2 rRNA genes are annotated in these 616 nt (G+C 46.5%); both read left to right on the top strand.

The window, feature by feature from the left end:
* A 16S ribosomal RNA gene (locus AC1DWN_RS34925) occupies positions 1 to 102 on the top strand; the annotation flags it as partial.
* Between the two features lie 335 nt (positions 103 to 437).
* Positions 438 to 616: ribosomal RNA gene (locus tag AC1DWN_RS34920) — 23S ribosomal RNA — on the top strand; the annotation flags it as partial.

Here is a 616-nt window from a genome sequence, read left to right as displayed (position 1 = left end):
GGTAACCCGCGAGGGAGCTAGCCGTCGAAGGTGGKGTAGATGATTGGGGTGAAGTCGTAACAAGGTAGCCGTATCGGAAGGTGCGGCTGGATCACCTCCTTTCTAAGGAAATACCCGAACCCGATGAGGTTCGGATAAACKTGGCAGTTTATCGCTATACTCGTTGTCAGTTTTGAAAGAGTAAACCTCTTTCAAACAAGTGTTGATTATGACACTGAGCAGTAACCGAGAGGTTGGCTGCGATTTACCTTGCACCTTGAAAACTGGATAACGAAAGAAGAATTGCTGAAATATCCTTTAGCTGGGATTAGTAATGCCAGTGAAGGTTGTTTCGAATGGTAAGTGACTTTTATCGATTTTATTTCCACCTCTAAAGAGGTTTCTAATCAGGAAATAAAACGATAACGGAGTCACCATCGAAATCAACCGGAACGTTAGGTTAAGCTAGTAAGAGCGCACGGAGGATGCCTAGGCACTAGGAGCCGAAGAAGGACGTGGCGAACAACGATACCGCCCCGGGGAGCCGTAAGCAGGCATTGATCCGAGGATTTCCGAATGGGGAAACCCAGCTGTYGTAATGGACAGTTACTCTTAACTGAATACATAGGTTGAGAAG

Source organism: Paenibacillus sp. P4_A7, assembly GCF_056402455.1.
The sequence above is the reverse complement of the archived record's forward strand: the minus strand, read 5'-3'. Positions and strand labels throughout refer to the sequence as shown.